Genomic DNA, 1027 nt, shown 5'->3' with positions numbered 1-1027 from the left:
TTTGGTACGCTTAGACGCTTTTTGCTTGCGACGTCCCAAAAATACAGCTCATCAAAGCCATTATTTACGACCAAAATTGCGTCATTTTTGATAAGCCCCACGTTTAGGGAGTGGATATAGCCCACGTCGCATTCGATACGGCAAAGCTCGGCGAAGTCTTTTAGGCGGTAGAGCCTAGCGACATTTTTGCCGCCTTCATCTCCACAGGCTACGCAAATTTTATTGCCGAAGCCTATGGCCTTTACCGAAAATTCCGTTTTAAAATTTAGCTTCTTGTCGCTTCCGAAAGCTAAAATTCCATCCGTGCCGCAGGCTAGAATTTTGCCGTTGCCGCTTAGAGTAGAGCTAAAGCCTCCTCCTGTGATACCCCAGGCTTCAAAAAGCCTGTTGAATTTCTCTCCATCAAAAAGAAAGAATTCGTGGTCCAAATCAAGCACCAAGGCCTTTTTGGTAGCAGTCATTTTCCATGCTAAAATTTTTGGTAGTTCAATTTGCGCAAGATTTTTTAGCTCGCCGTCCAGCACGATTAAATAATCGCAGCCATGCTCGTCAAAATTACATTTATAGACGTAAAATTTATCCTCAAACTCGGCAAATCCAAGCGCTCCGCTGTATCCGCCGCCGATATAGGCATGCGCCAGCGCCTCGCCGAATTTCGCTTTTTTGTTTTCATAGATGAAGCCCTTTTTTAGGGCATCAACTTGCTTTTTTACGAAAGCTTTTTGCAGAGCTTCGTGGTTTGCGAATTCTTTAGAACTCAGCCTTTCTTTGCCGTTTTGTAACGTCTTTGAAATCAAACTAAGCCCTTGCGTTTGAAGTAGAATTTCTTTCTTGCCGTTGGTAAATTTTTTCATAGCAGCCCCTAAGTATAAATTCGAAGTCTAATTTTAGAATTTCAAAGCTTAAACTACGGGGCGCGGCAAAGCTGTTTAAAATCTACTGAGCGCTTCTTTGACATGATCCTCCGCCATATCGATATTCCACATCGGCTCAAAGACGAGATCGATCTCTACCTCGCCTATGCCCT

General features: G+C 43.5%; 1 pseudogene. It reads right to left on the bottom strand.

Annotation, left to right across the window (positions count from 1 at the left end):
* A pseudogene (locus tag Q0236_RS04260) lies at positions 1-854 on the bottom strand (hypothetical protein); the annotation flags it as partial.
* Between the last annotated feature and the right edge of the window lie 173 nt (positions 855-1027).

Origin of the sequence: uncultured Campylobacter sp. (assembly GCF_938031315.1) — a bacterium.
Taxonomy (GTDB): domain Bacteria; phylum Campylobacterota; class Campylobacteria; order Campylobacterales; family Campylobacteraceae; genus Campylobacter_B.
This window is presented reverse-complemented; position numbering and strand designations above follow the sequence as displayed.